Here is an 18,594-nt window from a genome sequence, read left to right on the forward strand (position 1 = left end):
GGACGGAATATTTCCTTGACGTCAACGGTCAAAATAGCCACATTGCCGGCAAAATAGCCGCTTGGCGCTTGAATTTACTCACCTTTTTCGGTCGGCCGATGGATAGCGTCGAACACTGTCGCTTTAACGATCAGCTCTACGCGATCATCGTTCGCGCCTCCTTTCGGGAACCGGGGATCACGTTTTTCTCCACGCCCGAACTGTCGCAGCAGCTTGCCTATATGAGCCACCCCAAGGGCAAGAGCATCGCGCCGCATCGGCACAACAAGGTGACGCGCGAGGTTCACTATACCCAGGAAGTGCTGGTGATCCAGAAGGGCAAGCTGCAGGTCGATTTCTACACCGAGGGCGAAGAATACCTGGAGAGCCGCGTGCTCTCGGCCGGCGACGTCATTCTTCTTTGCAGCGGCGCCCACGGATTCGAGGTGTTGGAACCGCTCGAGATGATTGAAATCAAGCAGGGCCCATACGCGGGCGAAGGCGACAAGACGCGTTTCCCCGAGGCGCCGGCTGCGGTGAAGCGGATCAAGGGTCCGGTTGCGTGACGCAGGATTTCGTTCCAGTCAACACGCCGCTCCTGAACGGAAAGGAGGCTGAATATCTGGCCGAGTGCGTTCGCACCGGATGGATATCATCCGAGGGTCCGTTCATTCCGCGCTTTGAAGCGGCCATGGCGCAGATCGCGGGACGCCGTCACGGCGTTGCCGTCACCAACGGATCCGTTGCGCTCGATATCGCCGTTCACGCGCTTTCGCTCGAGCCGGGCAGCGAAGTCATCATACCGACGTTTACGATCATCAGTTGCGCATCCGCAGTGATCCGTGCCGGCCTAGTTCCCGTCGTGGTCGACTGTGATCCGAACACCTGGAATATGACCGCAGACGCGGTGGAAGCAGCGATCACGCCAAGAACCCGCGCGATCATGGCGGTGCATATCTATGGCCTGCCGGTCGATCTCGATCCGATTCTCGAGCTTGCGCGCAAGCACGACCTTCGCGTGATCGAGGACGCTGCCGAGATGCACGGCCAGACGTATCGCGGCCAGCCCTGCGGCAGCTTTGGAGACATGAGCACGTTCAGCTTCTATCCGAACAAGCACGTCACAACAGGCGAAGGCGGCATGATCCTGACCGATGATGCGCAGCTCGCCGACCGGCTACGCAGCCTCCGCAATCTCTGCTTCAAGCCCGAGCAGCGCTTCGTCCATGAAGAGCTGGGCTGGAACGCGCGCATGACCAACCTGCAGGCCGCACTCGGCGTCGCCCAGACCGAGCGGATGAGCGAGACGATCGACATCAAGCGCCGGATCGGCCGCCGCTATGACGAGCTCCTGGAGGGTGTCGATCTGATACAGCGCCCCGTCGCCCGCACCAACTACGCAGACAACATCTATTGGGTGTATGGCGTCGTTCTGAAAGACGCGGTCGAGTTCGACGCCAAGGAAGCGATGCGTCGTCTTGCCGGCAAGGGTATCGGCACCCGTCCCTTCTTTTGGTGCATGCATGAACAGCCCGTCCTGCGCAGAGCCGGCCTGTTCGCGAGCGACTCGCATCCTCACGCGGAGAGGATCGCGCGCCGCGGCTTCTATCTTCCGAGCGGCCTTGCGTTGACGGACGACCAGATCGTGCGATCCGCGCAGGCGCTGAAGGAGATCCTTGCTTGAGCGCCTTCGAACGCTACGCTCCATGGTATGATCTCCTCTATCAGGACAAGGATTATGCCGCGGAAGCATCATTTGTGGACGTGCAACTCCGTCGTCATGGCGCTACGTCCAGCACATTGCTCGATCTCGGTTGCGGCACCGGCGTACACGCCCATGAGTTCGCGCGGAGGGGATGGACCGTCACCGGCGTCGACATCAGCGCAGACATGATCCGCCGGGCCGAGGCACGCACGGAAGGCAGTTCGGAACGTGTTCGATTCCGGCAGGGCGACGTCTGCGAATCCGGCCCTGAGCGGAATTTCGACGCCGCGGTCGCGCTGTTCCATGTGGCGAGCTACCAGACCAGCCGGGGAAGACTTCAGAACATGCTGGCGAGTGCAGCCATCGCACTCAAACCGGGCGGCATTCTCCTGTTCGACTATTGGTATGGCGGCGCCGTGCTCGCGCAAGGTGTTGAAACCCGCGTCAAGGTCGTTGAGCGTCCGCCGCTGCGCGTCACCCGGATCGCGCAGTCCGACCACAATGAGGCTAGCGCGACCGTTCAGGTGAACTATACGCTGTTCTGCGAGGACATGGCGCAATCGGCGATCCATCGGATCGACGAAGCACACCACCTCCGCTACTGGTTTCCGTTCGAGGTCGAGGCGCTTCTCGGCGCGACCGGTTTTGAGCCAATCGGTCACTATGCGTGGCCGTCGACGACCAGTCCACCGAACTCGCGGGATTGGGCGGCTTACTCCATCGCCAGAAAGACGGCGCAACCGTGAAGCAGTTTCACGTTGGCGTCGTGCTGGAGTTGCCGCTCGAGGTCGGCGGCGGCTTCCAGCAAGGGCTTAGCGATATCACATGGCTGCGCGGCTGGGCGAAGACAGCCGATATGGATGTGACTGTGTTCACCACTCAGCCCGACAATATCGCCATCCTGGCCGAACTCGGCATCGAGGCCAAACTTTTGCGGATTGGCTGGTTCGACCGGCTGTTCCTATTCCTGAAATATTGCGGGTGGTTCGATCTCCTGCAGTACGCGTTGCGCCTGTGCCCTCCCTTCGAGAAGCGGCTGATCCGGGATGATGTCGATATCATCTATTTCCTGACGACCTCGAATTGGCAACTCGTGCTCTACAAGTTACCCTTCATCATCACGATATTCGACGGCTGCCACCGCGATTCGCCGGAATTCGATGAGGTGCGTGAATTCGCCGAGTTCGAACGTCGCGAAATCGTCTTTCGCAGCGCCAGCACCAAGGCAGCCTTGGTCGTCGCCAACTCCAAGGAGGTGATTGAGGCGTTGTGCCGTCGCTATGCGATGGAACAGGATCGCGCGGTTTGTATCCCGTTTTCGCCATCGCCCTACGTGACACGGTCAATTTTGGCCGGCGAGCAAACGGATGCGGACGCGGCGATCCTACGAAAGTACGGCCTAGAGCCCGGTTATCTGTTCTATCCCGCCCAGTTCTGGTCTCACAAGAATCACGCGACCATCCTGCTGGCGATGAGTTTGCTGCGGGATCAGGGGATGCAGACCACGCTGGCGCTATGCGGATCAGATCGCGGTTCGCGCACCGCAATTGAAACCTTGGCCGCCCAACTCAATCTGAGCGACCGCGTGCGCATACTCGGTTTTGTTCCCTCTACCGAACTCGGCCCGCTCTATCGCAACGCAGGGGCGCTGGTGATGGCAAGCTACTTCGGTCCGACCAATCTGCCGCCCCTCGAAGCCTGGTCGGTCGGCACGCCCGTGATCTATCCCGAAGCCTTCAAGGCGCAGGCCGGCGATGCCGCCATTCTCTTCAACTACGACGATCCCGCTTCGCTGGCGGAAGCCATCGTCAAGGCCAGCTTACCAGAAGAACGTGCCCGGCTGGCTACCGCGGGCAAGCAGAGGCTCGAATATTTTGCGCACCAGATTGACGACGGACATCGCGAGTTCGCGCAGCACCTTCTGAGACTGAGATACCGCCGCTACCCTCGGATCTATTGAGGGCCGCGCGAGACCCTATCGGGGAATCGTCGCGATGATCCTTGCGCGGATGTTTCCAATCAGCAGCGGGATCGCCGCCACTCCTGCAACCGCCAGCCAGATCACACACTCCACGACGAAGCGCAGCACGCCGGTCCAGGGGATCGCGGAACGGATGATAACCCCCAATCCCCATCCGGCCAGCATCGTCGCAACCATTATCCCCGCCAGAAACATCAGGTGACGGAACGGGTGCTTGAGCGTTTGACGCATGATGACGAGGGTCAACAGGCCGAACTGAACCAGGAGATCGCTCGCTACGATCGCGGCCGCAGCGCCCAGTGGGCCGAGTTGCGGGATCATCAACAGCGACAACACGAGAAAGACGATAAGCTGCATGCCCTTGCTGCGCACAAGAAGATCAGCCCGGTTGCTGTAATTGGCATAGCTTAGCGCCAGGATCGTGGGCGCGGCCACACTGGTGCCGATCAGCATTGTCTTCGCCAGCAACGGATCGTAGGCGATGGCGCCGTGAGTCCAGAGTGCGAAGAAATCAGGCCAGAACGGTAACAGTCCCGACACAACCGCACTGGCAAGCACTGTGACAAGCACAGAACCGCGAGCATAGAGCGCACGCAACTGTTCGGTCGCACCAACAGCATAGTCGTGGCCGAGTTCGGCGGCGACCGGAAGAGTCGCCTGCAGGCAGAGTGTCCGCAATAGCCCGGCCGCGATGCGGATCAACCCCCATTGTGCGACAGCGACCCGATCGGCTACCAGCGCGCTGACCAGGAGCACCGGCAAGTTCATCAGCGCCAGCTCGGTCGCGCCAGCGATTCCGAACGGCGCCGCCTTGCGAAGCTGCCCGGCCATCCAGCGTAGTGGACGTCTGCCCTGCACCTTGCGCAGGAATGGATGCAAGCGCGGCGCATCGATGGTGATCAGATAGACCGCGATCAATATCTGCGTCGCGACAAAGGCGAACGTAACGGCAAACAAGCTCGCTGTCGCAACGATCGCAACCAGCTGCGCGACCTGTCCGATCAGCGTTCCGAGACTCTGCAACCAGACAGCGCGGCCGTACAACCCCCGCGCCCGATAGAGCGCCGACACGAGACCCGCCGGAAGCGTGAGCAGCATACCCGCCGTCATCGCAACAAAGGCGGCATCGAAATTTTCGATCGCCTCGAACCGGAAGACCGTGGACGGCGAAACAGCCAGCGCCACTGTCACCACCAAACCGACGAGCACGACGCTAAGCCAAAGGTAGAGGCGCAGTATCGCGGCATAGAATGCCGCGGTACGGCCGTCGCAATCAACGCTGGACTTGAATGAGAAGAAGCGGTTGATGGCACGAAGCTGCAGGCCGCCATCGGCAACCAGCACAAGATTGCCGATCGCATAGATCACGAACCAGGCGGCCAACTCCTCGCCGCTCCAAAAATGCAGGAAGACAGGAACCAGCGCGACCTGCTGGATGATCCCGACTATCATCTGGAAAATGCTGGCGGACCAACCCGCAAGCAGCCTTCGTGCCCGGGTCGGGGGCGAAATGCCCGCGGGGACATGCTCTCTGCCGCGCGCGTTTGGCTCGTCGATCAAGTCCGGGGACCCCTTTGGCGTACAGAGGGGGCTAGCAGCAACGCAGTGGGATGTCGATACTTGGCCCTCGTGCCAAAACAGGGCAGCAGGGCAGCCAAAACTGCCCACAGAGACCCGCTGGCGCGGATTAGTGGGAACGGCATCCACACTTGCGGGCGCTCCTGAAACGGACCCTAGCCCCTTTCGTGCATAATCCCCGCCAACCACTCAAAACATCAAGTCCGCCATGCCATTGCCAGCAGGATGCAGACCTTGCCGCGAGGTTGTCCGGCGCTATTGTAGCGCCGCCGTTCCACCCGGAGCTCCCGTAATGCCCGTCCCGCATGCATCGCAAGCCCTGTCCCGATTCACTGTTCTCGACCTCACCCGCGTCCGCTCCGGCCCCACCTGCGTGCGGCAGCTCGCGGACTGGGGTGCCAATGTCATCAAGATCGATGCATTGACGGAGGACGCTGGCGGCGAGCAACCGGGCGGCCCACGGCATGGTTCGGACTTCCAGAACCTGCACCGCAACAAGCGCGCGATGACGCTCAATCTCAAGGATCCGAAAGGTCTCGAAGTATTCAAGCGGCTGGCCGAACAGGCTGACGTCGTGGTCGAGAACTTCCGTCCTGACGTCAAAGCCAAGCTCGGCATCGACTACGAGAGCCTCCGCCAGATCAATCCGCGCATTGTCTATGGCAGCATCTCCGGCTTCGGCCAGGACGGGCCCTACCACAAACGCCCGGGTTTCGATCAGATCGCGCAAGGCATGGGCGGACTGATGTCAGTGACCGGCGCGCCAGGCGGCGGCCCAATGCGGGTCGGTATTCCCGTTGCCGACCTTGCCGCCGGCCTGTTCTGCGCGATGGGCATCCTCACCGCGCTCCTGGAACGCGACGTGTCGGGTAAGGGCCAATGGGTGCAGACCTCGCTGTTGCAGGCGCAGATCTTCATGCTGGATTTCCAGGCCGCGCGCTGGCTGATGGAAAAGGAAGTGGCGCAACAGGCTGGGAACAATCACCCGACATCGATCCCCACCGGCGTGTTCAAGACGTCAGATGGTTACATCAACATCGCCACGACAGGCGGACGTATCTGGGAGCGCTGCGCACAGGCGATCGGGGCTCCCGAACTCATAAGCGATCCCGACTATGCCACGGCTCCGGCGCGTTCCAAGAACCGCGACGCGCTCAATGCGAAGATCAACGAGCTGACGCAGAAGAAATCCACCGAGACCTGGGTGAACGAGCTGAACGTAGCGGGCGTGCCCTGTGGCCCGATCTATTCCATCGACCAGATGTTCGGGGATGCGCAGGTGAAACATCTCGGCATCGCCCAGGACGTGCCAAACGCAGAGAACCGCCACATCCGACTGGTGGGCCAGCCGGTGACGCTGTCGCGGACGCCAAGCACCATGGCGACGCGCCCGCCGGAATTCGGCGAGCAGACCGACGAAGTGCTGGTGGAGTTCGGCTTCAGCAAGGATGAGATTGCCGAACTCAGGCAGCGCAAGGTCGTATGAGGCTTACGCCTTCGCCGGTCGCAGCCGGCGGGTGGCGCCGCTAAGCGCCTTGTCGATCAAGGGCCAGAACAACAGGATGATTGCGAGCGTCGTGATCGAGCCGACGAGCCCGTTCGACCAGAACACCTTCATATCGCCGCCAGAGCCGATCATCGATAGCCGGAACGCATCCTCCGCACGGTTGCCGAGCACGAGTGCGAGCGTGAACGGCGCCAGAGGAATGCCGATCTTCTTGAAGACGTAACCGACCACGCCAAAGCCCAGCATCAGCCAGATATCGAACATCGCGTTCTGGATCGCGTAAGCGCCGATCGCGCAGGACACCACGATCATCGGTGCAACCGCCGCAAACGGCACGCGCAGGATCGAGGCGAAGATCGGTACCGTCGTCAGCACCAGGACCAGGCCCACGACGTTGCCGAGATACATCGAGGCGATCAGCCCCCAGACGAAATCCTTGTGCTCGACAAATAGGAGCGGCCCCGGATTAAGACCCCACACCATCAAACCGCCGAGCAGGATGGCGGCAGTTCCCGATCCGGGAATTCCGAGTGCCAGCATCGGCAGCAACGCCGAGGTACCAGATGCATGCGCCGCCGTCTCCGGCGCGAACACGCCTTCGATGCGCCCCTTGCCAAAACTGTCCTGTTCCTTGGCAAAGCGCTTGGCGAGGTTATAGCCCATGAACGAGGCTGCGATCGCGCCGCCCGGCGTGATGCCAAGCCAGCAGCCGATGAAGGACGAACGCGCCAGCGTCACCCAGTATTTCGGCAGGTCTTTCCAGACCGAGAGCACCACGCGCAGGCTGATGCCGGCGGCGTGGCCGCGCAGCGCCAGGCGCTCTTCCATTGTCAGCAGGATTTCGCTGATGCCGAACAGGCCGATGACCGCGACCAGGAAGTTGATCCCGCGGAGCAGCTCGGCAGAGCCGAAGGTCATGCGGAGCTGGCCGGACACGGTATCCATGCCGACGCCGGCGAGCAGGAGACCGAGCGACATCGAGATGACGGTCTTGTGCTTGGCCTCGCGCCCAAGGCCGACGAAGGAGCAAAAGGTGAGGAGATAAACCGCAAAGAATTCCGGCGGCCCGAACTTCAACGCGAATGACGAGATCATCGGCGCGAGAAACGTGATCAGGAGTACCGCGACCAGCGAGCCTATGAAGGACGAGGTGAAGGCAGCCGTCAGCGCTTCCGCTGCCCTGCCCTGCTGCGCCATCGGATAGCCGTCAAACGTGGTCGCCACAGACCAAGCTTCGCCCGGAATGTTGAACAGGATCGAGGTAATGGCGCCACCGAACAATGCCCCCCAGTAGATGCAGGATAGCATCACGATGGCCGAGGTCGGATCCATCGTGAACGTCAGCGGCAACAGGATTGCGACACCATTCGGCCCACCAAGCCCCGGCAATACGCCGACGAAAATGCCGAGCACGAGCCCGACCATCATTAGCAGCAGCGTTTTCCAGGTGAGGAGAACGGCAAAGCCGTGAAGAAGCAGGCCAAAAGCTTCCATGACTGAAGGTCCCGCCGATCGATTAGTAGCCGAGAGCCGCTTCGAGCGGCCCCTTCGGCATGATGACGTCGAAGGCGATGTCAAACGTCACGAACATCGCGGCGGTGAAGATGAAAGCGGTGAGCAGAGACTTCCACGCCGCGATCTTGCCGACAAAGCGCATGAAGCCGGAGATCAAGAGGAAACTGGCAACATAGAGCCCAAGGAATTGCGTAGCGAGGCAGAACAAGACCGTTGGCACGAACACCGCCATGACGCGGCGAAGCTGTGCTTGCGTCACGAAGGTCTCGGAAGCTTCCCTGCGTGAGAAAACCGCAGCAAACAGACCGTAGAGGCTGGCGCCGCCAAGAATGATCGAGAGGTAGAACGGAAAGTAGCCAGGCTCTGGGCCGGTCGCATCCCAGGCCGCGCCCGTGCGCCAATTATCCCATCCGAGCGTGACTGCGAGCGCGAGCAACACAAGCGACACGACGGCGTCCACGACGCCATTGCTGGTCACCGCGGGGGAATTCGCCTCGGGCGCAGTCGGATCGTCAACAACGATTTCAATATCGGTATTGGACATGGAGACGGACGGTTCGGGCAGGCGCTCCAGCGTGGATACGTGCTGACGCAACGGGCGTCAATGCAGCGCTCAACGCGTGCCGGTACGCTCCGGGAACGCGCTCGCAAGTGCAGCATGATCGGGCCGGAGCACGCCACGTTCGGTAATCAAGCCGGTCACCAGCCGCGCCGGCGTGACGTCAAAGCCGTAGTTGGCGATCGGCGAGCCCTCCGGGACCACACGGACGCTCTCTATTCGCCCGTCAGCGGTGCGCCCGCTCATATGCGTTACTTCGCCCGAGGCACGCTGCTCGATCGGGATCTCTGTGCCGTCTTTGATACTAAAGTCGATGGTCGGCGACGGCAGTGCAACATAGAATGGCACGTCGTTATCGCGCGCGGCGAGCGCCTTCAGGTAGGTGCCGATCTTGTTGCAAACGTCGCCGTTGGCTGCGACCCGATCGGTTCCAACGATCGCCAGATCAACCATGCCATGCTGCATCAGATGGCCGCCGGTGTTGTCGGGGATCACGGTGTGCGGGACGCCGTGGTGGCCCAGTTCCCAGGCCGTGAGCGAGGCCCCCTGATTGCGTGGACGCGTCTCATCGACCCAGACATGAACCGCAAGCCCGCGATCGTGGGCCTGGTAGATCGGCGCCGTTGCCGTTCCCCAATCGACGGTGGCCAGCCAGCCCGCGTTGCAGTGCGTCAAAATGTTGACGGCGTCGCCGGCCTTCTTGGTGGCAGCGATCGCCTCGATCACTTCGAGGCCGTGGCTGCCGATCGCCTGGTTGATCCCGACGTCCTCATCGGCGATCTCGCCGGCGCGCTTGTAAGCCGCCTCGCGGCGCACGGAAGGCGCAAGCGGACGAAGCACAGCTTCCATCTCATCGAGCGCCCATTTCAGATTGATGGCTGTCGGCCGCGTCGCGAACAGCAGCTTATACGCGCGATCGAGCGCCAGGTCGGACGGATCAGCGTGCATGGCCAACGCCATGCCGTAAGCGGCGGTGGCACCGATCAGTGGCGCGCCGCGGACAAGCATGGTTCGAATTGCATCCGCGGCCTCCTCGGCGCTGACCAGACGCGCGATCACAAACTCATGTGGCAGTCGTCGCTGATCGATGGCGCCGACAGACCAGCCGTCGGGCTCAAGCCAGATGGTGCGAAAGTGTCGGCCGTCGACTTTCATGAGCGCAGTATCCGTCCCGCAACCGCATCAAGCTTCTTGAGCAGTTCCGGATCGCGCGCTTCGGGGGCCGTGATCAGCGCGGTCTCCAGCGCACGGTCGGATCCGATCGGGCACGGCTCGTGCTCGCGCGGAAAATCCTTCGCCAAGCGCGCCACCAGCGCCTTGGCCTTCTCGGCATTCGAATTAAGCACGCGAATGATGTCTTGCACGGTCACCGCATCGTGATCCGGATGCCAGCAATCGAAGTCCGTCACCATCGCCACACTCGCGTAGCAAATCTCCGCCTCGCGTGCGAGCTTGGCCTCGGGCATGTTGGTCATGCCGATCACCGAATAGCCCAATCCCTTATACGTCAGACTCTCGGCAAGGCTGGAGAACTGCGGACCTTCCATGCACAGATAGGTGCCGCCGCGCGCGAAGGGAATGCCCTCGGCCTCCGCGGCGGCCGCCAGACGAATGCGCAAGCGTGGTGATACCGGATGCGCCATCGAGACATGGGCGACGCAGCCTTTGCCGAAGAACGAGCTTTCGCGCTTGTAGGTGCGGTCCACGAACTGATCTATGATCACGAACGTGCCGGGTGGCAGTTCCTCCTTGAACGATCCGCAGGCCGACAGCGAGATGAGGTCGGTGACCCCTGCCCGCTTCAGCACATCGATGTTGGCCCGGTAGTTGATGTCGGAGGGCGACAGGCGGTGCCCCCTGTCGTGCCGCGGCAGGAACACGATCGGCAGGCCTGCCATGGTGCCAAGGCGGAGCGGCGCAGAGGGCTCGCCCCAGGGGCTCCTGATCGCCTCCTCGCGGACGTTTTCAAGACCCGGCAAGTCGTAGATGCCGGATCCGCCGACAATACCTAGCACGGCGCTGGTCATGGCCTCTCCCGATCAGACTTTCGAAGCAATGTTCGACTATACTGCGGCGCAATAATCAAGCATTCTCAGAGGCCGTAAACGGCGTTTGATAGGTTAACCATGAACGACAGGGAAGAACGCCAATCCATCATCGATGCCTGTCTGCGCATGAATGCGCTCGGCATCAACCAGGGCACCTCGGGCAACATCAGCCTGCGGCATGAGGCCGGCCTGCTGATCACCCCGACCAGCGCCCCCTATGAGACGATGCAGCCCGAGCAGATCGTCTACATGGGGCTCGACGGTTCATTTGATCCAGGGCAGCGGCCATCGAGCGAGTGGCGCTTCCACCTGGACATCCTGCGCGCTCGCCCGGACGTGAACGCCGTGGTTCACGCCCATCCGACCTATTGCACGGTCCTCGCCATCATGGGTCTGGAGATCCCGCCGATCCACTACATGGTCGCCTGCGCCGGCGGCGACACGATCCGCTGCGCGCCATACGCAACCTTCGGCACGCAGGAACTTTCGGCGCATGCCCTCAAGGCGCTCGATGGAAGGCTCGCCTGCCTCCTTGAGCATCACGGCATGATCGCCGTTGGGCCATCGCTTGCGAAGGCCATGTGGCTCGCGGTCGAGGTCGAAACGCTGGCGCGGCAGTACCACGGCTGCCTACAGATCGGGAAGCCGCGTCTGCTGCCCACCGAGGAAATCGAAAATGTCCGCATCCGCATGGCCGGCTACGGCCATGCTGAGAAATGAGACCAGACATTCGGCTACCGCGGTGCCAGGTTACTTCGCGACGAAGCCCGCTTCGTTCATCAGCGCGGCGTTGACCTTGTCGTCTTCCTCGAGGAACTGCACCATGTCCTTGCCAGTGAGGAAGATCGGCTTCAGCGCCTGCTTTTCCATATAGTCCTTATATTCTGGTGTTTGCGTCACCTTTTGGAACAGGTCGACATAGAACGCCTGCTGCTCGGCCGTGACCTTGCCCGGCAGGAACATCGCGCGCAGCATCAGGTACTGAACGTCGAGCCCCTCTTCCTTACAGGTCGGGATGTCGTTCCAAGATTGCGTTTCGGTGACCTTGGTCTTGTAGGAGATGCGCTCCTTGTCGAACACACAGAGCGCGCGCACCTGGCCGGCGCGCCAGACTTCCAGGTTCTCAGAGGGATTGTTGACGTTGGCTTCGGTGTGATTCCCGACCAATTGCGTCGCCGCTTCTCCGCCGGACTTGTATGGCAGATACGAAAACTTCGCGCCGGTCTTCTGCTCCATGAACACGGTGAGCACATGGTCCTCACGCTTGGAGCCGGTGCCGCCCATCTTGAACGGTGAAGACGCAGCCTTCGCTGCCGCAATGAACTCCTTCACCGTCTTTGGACCCGATGCGTTGTCCCACAATACGAACTGATCCATTGCGACCACCGATACCGGAGTAAGGTCACGCCAATTGAATGGAATTTTCGCCGACAGCGGCAGCATGTAAATCAGCGAATAGGCGATCAGTACCTTGTTAGGATCACCCTCGCTCGATTTCATGTACATCAGTGCTTCGGCACCCGATGCGCCGCCCTTGAGCGAAACCACCATCGGCTGCTTCATCAGATTGTTCTTCTGGATCGCTGCCTGCATCATGCGCGCCATCTGGTCGGAGGCGCCGCCGGCTCCGGCCGCGACGACGATCTCGACGGGCTTGGTGGGCTCCCAGGCAGCAAATGCCGGCGCGGTCACAAGAACGGCCGCCAATGCGGTCGCAGCTCCTGCAAAATGTCTCACGTTTCTTCCCTATGTCTTTATTTGGATTGGCACATCAGGGGCGTGCCTGCATCGCCATTCTGCGGACTGGGAACGCGAAGTTCAAGCCGAGAACCGCCACATTGCTACTGACTTTGGGATAAGATTGTAAGACCCGCCGCGAGGAATCATTCATGTCCGTGAGCCCGCCGACCGCCCCCGGGCAGCGCCCGTCCGGCGTCATGCACCGCAGATAAAGACGGTGATACCTACTTGCCCTTCCAGTTTGGCGTGCGCTTGTTGAGGAAGGCGTCCATGCCCTCCCGAAAATCCTCGCTCATATAGGCGCGCAGGATCAGATCCTCTCCCTCATCGCGCGACAGTGTGCGGCGGATGCGGCGCACCGCCTCCTTGGTCACCTCAAGCGTGATCGGCGCGTGGCTCGCAATGAGCTTTGCGGTCTCGTCCGCGCGGCGCTGCAAGGTCGCAACATCGGGCACGACTTCATTGAGCAAGCCGAGCGCCAGCGCTTCCGGCGCCTCGACCAGGCGGGCCTTGAAAATCATATCCTTGGTGCGCGCCGGGCCGATCAGCGCGACGATACGCGAGATATTCGACATCGACAGGCAATTGCCGAGCGTACGCGCGATTGGAAATCCGATCCGCGTCGCTTCGGTGCCGATCCGGATGTCGCAGCAGGCCGCAATCCCGGCGCCGCCGCCCGTGCAGGCACCAGCGATCGCCGCGATGACAGGCACCCGGCACTGCTCAAGAGCGCCGAGCACTCGGTCGATCCGCGCTTCATAGTCAAGCGCGTCCTGCGCCGTCTTGAAGGCACGGAACTGCGAAATGTCGGTACCTGAGGCAAAGGCCTTGTCACCGGCACCGGTCAGGATCAGCGCCTTGATCGAGCGGTCCCCATTGATGCTCTCGCAGATCGATGCCATCTGCTCGTACATCGCGAAGGTCAAGGCGTTGCGCGCCTGCGGCCGGTTGAAAATGATCTTGGCGATCCCGTCCTCGACGGAATAGATCAGGTCTTCGCTGGCACTGACCGGGGCGTTCATGGCGACCTCTCTGTTGTTATTAGATCAGCTCAGGCGACGGCGGCCTTGGGCATCGGCAAGACATCGCGCTCCTTGAGCACTTCCATAGCCGCCAATACGCCGCCGCTGCGATGCGGCACCTTGGCCAGGTCCAGCCCCATCTCGACGCCCGACAGCGTGCCCATCAGCATCAGGTCGTTGAAGTGCCCGATATGTCCGATCCGGAAAACCTTGCTCTTGATCTTGTTCAGGCCGGTACCGAGCGACATGTCGAAATTTTCCAGCACCACCTTGCGGAAATTGTCGGCGTCATGGCCTTCCGGCATCACCACACCGGTCAGGGCCGGCGAGTGTGCTTGGGGGTCCTGGCACTGGGTCTCCAGCCCCCACACCTTCATCGCCGCCCGCGTCGCCGCGCTGTGGCGCTTATGACGGGTGAAGACATTTTCGAGGCCCTCTTCCTCGAGCATCTTGACGGCTTCCCTGAGCCCGAACAGGAGGTTGATTGCCGGCGTATAAGGCCAGGTGCCGGCCTTGTTGAAAGCAATCACCTCCTGCCAATCCCAATAGGAGCGCATCGACGACGAATTGGCTTTCGCTACCGCGAGCGCTTTTTCCGATACCGCGTTGAAGCCAAGGCCCGGCGGCAGCATCATGCCCTTCTGCGAGCCCGCGACGGAAACGTCGATACCCCAAGCGTCATGCTCATATTCCATGGAAGCGAGGCCGGAGATGGTGTCGACCATCAGGAGCGCGGGATGCTTGACGCGATTCATTGCCCTGCGGACCTCGAGCGGCGGCGTGACACAACCGGTCGAGGTCTCGTTGTGCACGACCATGACCGCCTTGATCTTGTGCGCGCGGTCGGCCGCAAGTCGCGCTTCGATCTCGCCGATGTCCGCGCCATGACGCCAGTCCCCCGGAATGAAATCGATGTCGAGCTTGAACTTGCTGGCGATGCCATGCCAGAGCACCGCGAACTGCCCGGTCTCGGCCATCAGGACCTTGTCGCCCGGCGATAGTGTGTTGACGATTGCGGCTTCCCAAGCGCCAGTGCCTGACGAGGGAAAGATGATCACCGGCTCCTTGGTGCGGAACAGGCGCTGCAGGCCGGCCAGGACCGCAAAACCGAGCTCGGCAAATTCAGGGCCGCGATGGTCCCAGGCCGGCATGTCCATGGCGCGCAGGACCCGGTCCGGCACGTTGGTCGGTCCCGGAATCTGCAGAAAATGCCGTCCAGTGTGCAGGGTCATGAGCCGTCCTTCCCGGTCTAGCCTTGGCGTTTCGAGGCGCTCGAATAGCATTGTTCGGGCAGGCTTGTCCCCCACCGGGCGGGACCCGTCAATGCATAATCAATATACAAGACACAGGGCGCCAGTGCCCCGTCCGGCAACGGTCGGCAGACAATTTTGCATCTGCGAAGGGCCGCTGCCACCAACCCGTCGTTGGCGCGATCCGCCCATCGCGGGCCCAATCATCACTCCGCAGCCACCGCCTTTCCGACTGGGACGCCGACCACGATCTCATCGAACGGCTGCTCAGGATGCATCATGAACGCCGAAAAGCCGCCTAGCGTCAGAAGTCCCATCGACATCAAGAATGGCAGATACCAATTGCCCGTTGCATCGATGACAAAGCCGGCGACGAGTGGCGAGACGATGGCGGCGAGGGCAGAGCCGGTGTTCATGATGCCGGAGGCGGTGCCTGAATATTTCGGCGCGATGTCCATCGGTACCGACCAGATCGGACCAATGACAAGCTCGGCGAAGAAGAACCCTGCAGACAGGCACAGGGCCACGACCGTGATACCATGGATGAACAGGATCGGGAGCAATGAGGCGAGCGCTCCGGCAAACCCGGCGACAATCACGCTCAGGCGCGCGAAGCGGATGCTGCCGGTACGCTTGAGGATGCGGTCGGACAGAGTGCCGCCCATGCTGTCGCCGACGACGCCGGCGAAGAAGACGCCTGAAGCGAACAGCGCCGAGTTCTTGATATCGAGGCCAAAGTTATTCTTGAAGAACAGCGGCAACCAGTTGAGGTAAAGCCACAGGGACCAGCCGTAGCAAAAGTAGGTCAGCGTGACCGGCCACATCCGCCGCAGGAGCGGTGACCACGGCACCTGTGGCCGGGGGCCGGTCGGACGGGGCGGCAACGACGCCAGCTCAGTCTCGGTCATCCCCGCGTGCTCCCGTGGCTCGTTCCGGAAATACCAGGCCCAGGCGATCCCCCAGACCAAGCTTACAAGCCCCAAGGCGATAAAGGATCCGCGCCAAGTTACCCACACTATCAGCAGCGCGATCAAGGGCGGCGTCAGCGCATTGCCCAGTCGCGCGAAGGCGTGCGCCAGCCCCTGCGCGAAGCCACGCTTGTCCGATGGAGTCCAATACTGCATCGCGCGCGTTGCTGTCGGAAAAGTCGCGCCTTCGCCGAATCCCAATGCGACACGCGCGACGAACAGCGACACGATGCCAGTGACGAAGCCGGTCATGATCGTTGCCGCAGCCCAGATCATGCCGCACCAGAACAGCGTCTTGCGTGGCCCGAAATGGTCGCCGACCCAGCCACCGATGATCTGGAACAGCAGGTAAGGATAGGCGAAGGCCGAGAATACGAGGCCTAGCTGTGTGTTGGTGAGGCTCAGCTCCTTCTGAATCTCGCTGGCCGCGGTGCCAATATTCACGCGGTCGACATAGGTGATAAAATACATCGCGCACAGCATCGCGAGCACGATATGTGTCGCCTTGAATCGAAGCTTCAAGTTCGACCTCCCTCGGCTTTATGGCTTGTTCGATTAGTTCGAATCGCCGCCCGCTCGCGGCGAGACGCTAGTTTGAGAAGAGAAAGCCCTAGCTGCCGACTTTGAGGTGCGCCGCGGAATTGCCCTCGGCGCGCTGTTCGAGAAGCTTCATCGCGACGTCGACGCCGCCGGCCCGGTGCGGAATGCCCGCGACCGACAGTCCCATTTCCACGCCCGTCAGCGCCGCAAGCAAGGTCAGCTCATTGCATTCGCCGAGATGCCCGATGCGGAACACCTTGCCCGCCACCTTCGATAATCCGGAGCCGAGCGACATGTTGTAGTTGTCGAGCACTACCTTGCGGAACTGATCTGCGTCGTAGCCTGGTGGCATCAGCACGGCGGTGAGTACCGGAGAAAAGTCTTTTGGCTCCTGGCACAGCACTTCCAGGCCCCAGTGATTGACGGCCGCACGCGTCGCGGCCGCCAGCCGCTGATGGCGGGCGAACACATTGGCGAGTCCCTCTTCCATCAGCATCGCGATTGCTTCGCGCAAGCCGTAGAGCAGGTTGGTCGCCGGCGTGTACGGGAAGAAGCCGTTTGCGTTCGGCTTCAGCATTTCCTCCCAATCCCAGTATGATCGCGGCATCTTATTAGTCTTGGCAGCGGCGCGAGCCTTGTCCGAGATGGCGTTGAATCCGAGGCCTGGCGGCAGCATGAATCCTTTCTGCGAGCAGCTCACGCTGACATCGACTCGCCATTCGTCGTGCCGGTAGTCGACCGAGCCCAACGAGGAGATGGTATCGACCATCAGCAGAGCCGGATGACCGGCACGGTCCATCGCTGCGCGGATCTCTCCGATCCGGCTGGTCGCGCCGGTTGAGGTCTCGTTGTGAACGACCATCACAGCCTTCAACGCATGGGACGTGTCGCGCGCGAGCCGGTCTTCGATGGCGGCGGGGTCGGCGCCGCGACGCCAGTCGCCGGGCATGAAGTCGACATCAATACCCCAGCGCGCGGCCATCTGGCGCCACAGGGTAGCGAAGTGACCGGTCTCCACCATCAACACCTGATCCCCCGGGGACAGTGTGTTGACGATCGCAGCCTCCCACGCGCCGGTACCCGAGGACGGAAAGATCACCACCGGCGCGGAGGTTTGGAAGACTTTCTGGGAACCTTCCAGGACGGCGCGCCCGAGTTGGCCGAACTCGGCACTTCGATGATCGATGACGGGCATGTCCATGGCCCGGAGAACGCGATCCGGAACCGGGCTGGGGCCTGGAATCTGCAGAAAATGCCGTCCTTGCCGCATGATGGACCTCATTGGCTATGCCGACGCACAGTTTTGCATTCAATTTTTCCCATGTAAATGGTATTCTATATGCAAACCTGACCATCGACGCTGATGGTTCCGCAAACTACTGTCGCCCTATGAAATCGACGATTCCCGAATCCGGGGTGCCAATCGCCAAAATCGCCGACAATGGCAGCCCCGATCGCCCCGAACCCTCGCTTCACGGGGAGATCCTGTCGCGCCTTCGCGACTATGTGGTCGAAGGTAACATCCCAGACGGCGGGCGGGTCCCCGAACGGCAGCTCTGCGAACTATTCGGAATTTCCCGCACTCCCCTTCGCGAGGCTCTCAAGGTGCTGGCCGCGGAGGGGCTCATAGAACTATTGCCCAACCGGGGAGCGCGGGTGCGCCGACTTGGTAAGCGCGATCTCGAAGAGCTGTTTGACGTGATGGGCGGGCTGGAAAGCCTCGCGGGGCGGCTTGCCTGCGAAACCATCACCGATGAGGAAATCGCCGAGATCGAGCGCCTGCACTACGAGATGTACGGCTACTACCTGCACCGCGACATGCACAATTATTTTCAGGTCAACCAGCGCATCCATGAGCGGATCGTCGCAGCCTCCCGTAATGAAACCTTGCGCGCCGCCTACGCTAACTACACCGGCCGGATCCGCCGCGTTCGCTACTCCGCCAACTTCGCGCGCAAACGGCAGCGCTGGGCCGAGGCGATGCGCGAGCACGAGGCAATTCTGGACGCGCTGCGCCGCCGGGCCGGTAGCGAGCTGAGCGACACCCTGTTCCAGCATCTGCGCAACAAGCGGACCGCAGCAGTCGAGCACCTCGGCAGCACGCCCGAAGGCCTGGCCACTGAAGCTATCGATGGTTAGCTCTTGGCGCATTATGAATTCATAATTGACGCCAGCCGGAAATAACTTGCATCTATTAGTTAG

The 18,594-nt window shown here is 61.6% G+C and carries 17 protein-coding genes; 7 read left to right on the forward strand and 10 right to left on the reverse strand.

Features of this window, described 5'->3' with window-relative positions; genetic code table 11:
• Positions 1-98 precede the first annotated feature (98 nt).
• The 4 genes from ACVJGD_RS13595 to ACVJGD_RS13610 are packed head-to-tail and all read left to right on the forward strand — an operon-like array spanning position 99 to position 3,644.
• Entirely contained in the window at positions 99-545 is a 447-nt protein-coding gene (locus ACVJGD_RS13595) for a cupin domain-containing protein (RefSeq protein WP_456634812.1), read from the forward strand.
• Positions 542-1,663 (forward strand): DegT/DnrJ/EryC1/StrS family aminotransferase, encoded by a 1,122-nt coding sequence (locus ACVJGD_RS13600; RefSeq protein WP_456634813.1) that lies wholly within the window; start codon positions 542-544, stop codon positions 1,661-1,663. The genes ACVJGD_RS13595 and ACVJGD_RS13600 overlap by 4 nt, the downstream gene beginning before the upstream one ends.
• Complete coding sequence (locus ACVJGD_RS13605; protein ID WP_456634814.1) at positions 1,660-2,430, forward strand: class I SAM-dependent DNA methyltransferase; 771 nt, start codon at positions 1,660-1,662, stop codon at positions 2,428-2,430. The genes ACVJGD_RS13600 and ACVJGD_RS13605 overlap by 4 nt, the downstream gene beginning before the upstream one ends.
• Positions 2,352-3,644: a glycosyltransferase family 4 protein gene (locus ACVJGD_RS13610; RefSeq protein ID WP_456634815.1), complete on the forward strand. Its 1,293-nt coding sequence runs from the start codon at positions 2,352-2,354 to the stop codon at positions 3,642-3,644. Before ACVJGD_RS13605 ends, ACVJGD_RS13610 begins: the two co-directional genes overlap by 79 nt.
• Before the next feature lie 15 nt (positions 3,645-3,659).
• Here ACVJGD_RS13610 and ACVJGD_RS13615 read toward each other — a convergent pair whose 3' ends face one another.
• On the reverse strand, positions 3,660-5,117 hold the full coding sequence (locus tag ACVJGD_RS13615; protein ID WP_456634816.1) for a hypothetical protein: 1,458 nt from the start codon (positions 5,115-5,117) through the stop codon (positions 3,660-3,662).
• A 418-nt stretch (positions 5,118-5,535) separates the two neighbouring features.
• Here ACVJGD_RS13615 and ACVJGD_RS13620 point away from each other — a divergent pair, with 418 nt between their 5' ends.
• The gene (locus ACVJGD_RS13620; protein ID WP_456634817.1) at positions 5,536-6,729 is read left to right on the forward strand and encodes a CaiB/BaiF CoA transferase family protein; all 1,194 of its coding nucleotides are present in this window, start codon (positions 5,536-5,538) and stop codon (positions 6,727-6,729) included.
• Positions 6,730-6,732: 3 nt separating this feature from the next.
• Here ACVJGD_RS13620 and ACVJGD_RS13625 read toward each other — a convergent pair whose 3' ends face one another.
• The 4 genes from ACVJGD_RS13625 to ACVJGD_RS13640 form a co-directional block, all read right to left on the reverse strand.
• Positions 6,733-8,244: a tripartite tricarboxylate transporter permease gene (locus ACVJGD_RS13625; RefSeq protein ID WP_456634818.1), complete on the reverse strand. Its 1,512-nt coding sequence runs from the start codon at positions 8,242-8,244 to the stop codon at positions 6,733-6,735.
• Between the two features lie 22 nt (positions 8,245-8,266).
• Positions 8,267-8,809 carry a tripartite tricarboxylate transporter TctB family protein gene (locus ACVJGD_RS13630; protein ID WP_456634819.1) on the reverse strand — a complete coding sequence of 181 codons (543 nt, stop codon included), beginning with the start codon at positions 8,807-8,809 and terminating at the stop codon, positions 8,267-8,269.
• Between the two features lie 69 nt (positions 8,810-8,878).
• Entirely contained in the window at positions 8,879-9,979 is a 1,101-nt protein-coding gene (gene mtnA, locus ACVJGD_RS13635; RefSeq protein ID WP_456634820.1) for an S-methyl-5-thioribose-1-phosphate isomerase, read from the reverse strand.
• A complete protein-coding gene (locus tag ACVJGD_RS13640) occupies positions 9,976-10,851 on the reverse strand; it encodes an S-methyl-5'-thioadenosine phosphorylase (RefSeq protein WP_456634821.1) in 876 nt (291 codons plus the stop codon). The genes mtnA and ACVJGD_RS13640 overlap by 4 nt, the downstream gene beginning before the upstream one ends.
• A 99-nt stretch (positions 10,852-10,950) precedes the next feature.
• Between ACVJGD_RS13640 and ACVJGD_RS13645 the strand changes: the two genes are divergently transcribed.
• Complete coding sequence (locus ACVJGD_RS13645) at positions 10,951-11,592, forward strand: class II aldolase/adducin family protein (RefSeq protein WP_456634822.1); 642 nt, start codon at positions 10,951-10,953, stop codon at positions 11,590-11,592.
• A gap of 30 nt (positions 11,593-11,622) precedes the next feature.
• On the opposite strand, the gene ACVJGD_RS13650 is transcribed toward ACVJGD_RS13645, so the two are convergent.
• From ACVJGD_RS13650 to ACVJGD_RS13670, 5 genes are all read right to left on the reverse strand, one after another.
• A complete protein-coding gene (locus ACVJGD_RS13650) occupies positions 11,623-12,579 on the reverse strand; it encodes a Bug family tripartite tricarboxylate transporter substrate binding protein (RefSeq protein ID WP_456634823.1) in 957 nt (318 codons plus the stop codon).
• Between the two features lie 257 nt (positions 12,580-12,836).
• Positions 12,837-13,634, reverse strand: a complete 798-nt coding sequence (locus ACVJGD_RS13655; protein ID WP_456634824.1) for an enoyl-CoA hydratase/isomerase family protein — start codon at positions 13,632-13,634, stop codon at positions 12,837-12,839.
• A gap of 29 nt (positions 13,635-13,663) precedes the next feature.
• Positions 13,664-14,866 (reverse strand): pyridoxal-phosphate-dependent aminotransferase family protein, encoded by a 1,203-nt coding sequence (locus ACVJGD_RS13660; RefSeq protein ID WP_456634825.1) that lies wholly within the window; start codon positions 14,864-14,866, stop codon positions 13,664-13,666.
• Positions 14,867-15,090: 224 nt separating this feature from the next.
• A complete protein-coding gene (locus ACVJGD_RS13665; protein ID WP_456634826.1) occupies positions 15,091-16,374 on the reverse strand; it encodes an MFS transporter in 1,284 nt (427 codons plus the stop codon).
• Positions 16,375-16,462: 88 nt separating this feature from the next.
• Positions 16,463-17,662 carry a pyridoxal-phosphate-dependent aminotransferase family protein gene (locus tag ACVJGD_RS13670; protein WP_456634827.1) on the reverse strand — a complete coding sequence of 400 codons (1,200 nt, stop codon included), beginning with the start codon at positions 17,660-17,662 and terminating at the stop codon, positions 16,463-16,465.
• 119 nt (positions 17,663-17,781) lie between these two features.
• On the opposite strand from ACVJGD_RS13670, the gene ACVJGD_RS13675 reads away from it, so the two are divergent.
• On the forward strand, positions 17,782-18,531 hold the full coding sequence (locus tag ACVJGD_RS13675) for a GntR family transcriptional regulator (RefSeq protein WP_456640250.1): 750 nt from the start codon (positions 17,782-17,784) through the stop codon (positions 18,529-18,531).
• Positions 18,532-18,594: the final 63 nt, after the last annotated feature.

This window comes from Bradyrhizobium sp. USDA 10063, from assembly GCF_054063735.1.

Excerpts from the sequence above, each read along its gene's own strand:
- ACVJGD_RS13595 (WP_456634812.1), top strand. The coding sequence starts at position 99 with ATGGATAGCGTCGAACACTGTCGCTTTAACGATCAGCTCTACGCGATC.
- ACVJGD_RS13675 (WP_456640250.1), top strand. The coding sequence starts at position 17,782 with ATGAAATCGACGATTCCCGAATCCGGGGTGCCAATCGCCAAAATCGCC.
- ACVJGD_RS13655 (WP_456634824.1), bottom strand. The coding sequence starts at position 13,634 with ATGAACGCCCCGGTCAGTGCCAGCGAAGACCTGATCTATTCCGTCGAG.
- ACVJGD_RS13625 (WP_456634818.1), bottom strand. The coding sequence starts at position 8,244 with ATGGAAGCTTTTGGCCTGCTTCTTCACGGCTTTGCCGTTCTCCTCACC.
- ACVJGD_RS13615 (WP_456634816.1), bottom strand. The coding sequence starts at position 5,117 with ATGATAGTCGGGATCATCCAGCAGGTCGCGCTGGTTCCTGTCTTCCTG.
- ACVJGD_RS13645 (WP_456634822.1), top strand. The coding sequence starts at position 10,951 with ATGAACGACAGGGAAGAACGCCAATCCATCATCGATGCCTGTCTGCGC.
- mtnA (WP_456634820.1), bottom strand. The coding sequence starts at position 9,979 with ATGAAAGTCGACGGCCGACACTTTCGCACCATCTGGCTTGAGCCCGAC.
- ACVJGD_RS13630 (WP_456634819.1), bottom strand. The coding sequence starts at position 8,809 with ATGTCCAATACCGATATTGAAATCGTTGTTGACGATCCGACTGCGCCC.
- ACVJGD_RS13660 (WP_456634825.1), bottom strand. The coding sequence starts at position 14,866 with ATGACCCTGCACACTGGACGGCATTTTCTGCAGATTCCGGGACCGACC.
- ACVJGD_RS13640 (WP_456634821.1), bottom strand. The coding sequence starts at position 10,851 with ATGACCAGCGCCGTGCTAGGTATTGTCGGCGGATCCGGCATCTACGAC.
- ACVJGD_RS13620 (WP_456634817.1), top strand. The coding sequence starts at position 5,536 with ATGCCCGTCCCGCATGCATCGCAAGCCCTGTCCCGATTCACTGTTCTC.
- ACVJGD_RS13670 (WP_456634827.1), bottom strand. The coding sequence starts at position 17,662 with ATGCGGCAAGGACGGCATTTTCTGCAGATTCCAGGCCCCAGCCCGGTT.